The 1,488-nt window shown below is 56.0% G+C and carries 1 protein-coding gene; it reads left to right on the top strand.

Features of this window, described 5'->3' with window-relative positions; genetic code table 11:
- Window positions 1-231: 231 nt before the first annotated feature.
- Window positions 232-1,488, top strand: a 1,257-nt coding sequence (locus PGW49_RS10255) for a phospho-sugar mutase (RefSeq protein ID WP_270226428.1), incomplete at its 3' end; no start/stop codon positions are given.

Genomic DNA, 1,488 nt, shown 5'->3' with positions numbered 1-1,488 from the left:
CCGTCAGCGAAACTGAAGAAGGGGAAGGCCTCGCGGCCTCCCCCTTTTTTGCGTTTACGTGCAACATTCCTTATGCAATTAAATCAATTTAATCATCCACCGCTGAATATAGACGTTCACCGTTCTTTGGTCGGTTCTTTGTTCTCAATGGACTAATATTTGCTTTAGCGCACTGCTGCGCTTGTCCTGTTTTACACGGGTCGTTTTATTGAATGTGACGGAAGGACTCACATGGCAGATGTTCATGAGCTGCTTGATACTTGGATTGCCAATGTCAAGGACGAGGAGCTCCTCGCTAAGCTTAACACGATGAAGGAGCAGGGTGATGAGGACGCCATCACCGACGCTTTCTTCCAGGATCTCGCCTTCGGTACCGCCGGCCTTCGCGGCACTATCGGTGCGGGCACTAACCGTATGAATATCTATACGGTCGGTCGTGCGACCCAGGGATTCGCTGACTACCTCAATGCGACCTTCGAGCATCCGACGGTCGCCATCGCTCGCGATAGCCGCAATAAAGGTGAGCTGTTCGTCAAGACGACGGCTGCCATTCTTGCAGCAAACGGCGTGACTGCCCTCGTGTATCCCAAGATTTCTCCCGTGCCGACGCTCTCCTGGGCCGTCCGCGACCTTAAGTGCTCCGGTGGCATTTGCATGACCGCTAGTCATAATCCGGCGCCTTATAACGGCTATAAGGCCTATGGCCCCGACGGCTGCCAGATCACCAGCGAGGCCGCCGATGCAATTTCTAAGGCTATCGCCGAGACCGATACGTTCACCGGCGTGAAGTCCATGGACTTCGATGAGGCTCTTGAGCAGGGTCTGGTCAAATGGATCGATGACTCGTGCCTCGAGCGTTATTACGACGCCGTTCTCGCCCGCGGCGTGACCAACCTTTCTGCCGAGGAGATCGCTGGCGCTCCGCTTAAGCTCGTCTACACTCCGCTCAACGGCACCGGCCTCATTCCCGTCACGACGGTGCTCGAGCGCGCTGGCATCACTGATGTCACGGTTGTTCCCGAGCAGAAGGAGCCTAACGGCGATTTCCCGACCTGCCCGTATCCTAACCCCGAGATTCGTCAGGCCATGCAGAAGGGCATTGACCTGTGCGAGCAGGTTCACCCCGATCTGCTGCTTGCAACCGATCCTGACGCCGATCGCGTTGGCGTTGCCGTTAAGAATGGCGATGACTATCTGCTGCTGACCGGCAATGAGATGGGCGTTCTGCTGCTCGACTATATCTGCAAGACCCGCGCTGCTCGCGGTGAGGACCTCACTAAGAAGGTTGCTGTCACTACTATCGTTTCTTCCGCCATGGTTGACGCTCTGGCCGACGAGTACGGTTTTGAGCTCCGCCGCTGCCTGACGGGCTTCAAGTACATCGGCGACATCATTACTTCTCTTTCCGATGCTGGCGAGGTCAATCGCTTTATCTTCGGTTTTGAGGAGAGCTACGGCTATCTGGCCGGTGACCACGTGCGCGACAAG

The organism is Collinsella aerofaciens (genome assembly GCF_027679495.1).
GTDB classification, from domain to species: Bacteria; Actinomycetota; Coriobacteriia; order Coriobacteriales; family Coriobacteriaceae; genus Collinsella; species Collinsella aerofaciens_AK.
The sequence above is the reverse complement of the archived record's forward strand: the minus strand, read 5'-3'. Positions and strand labels throughout refer to the sequence as shown.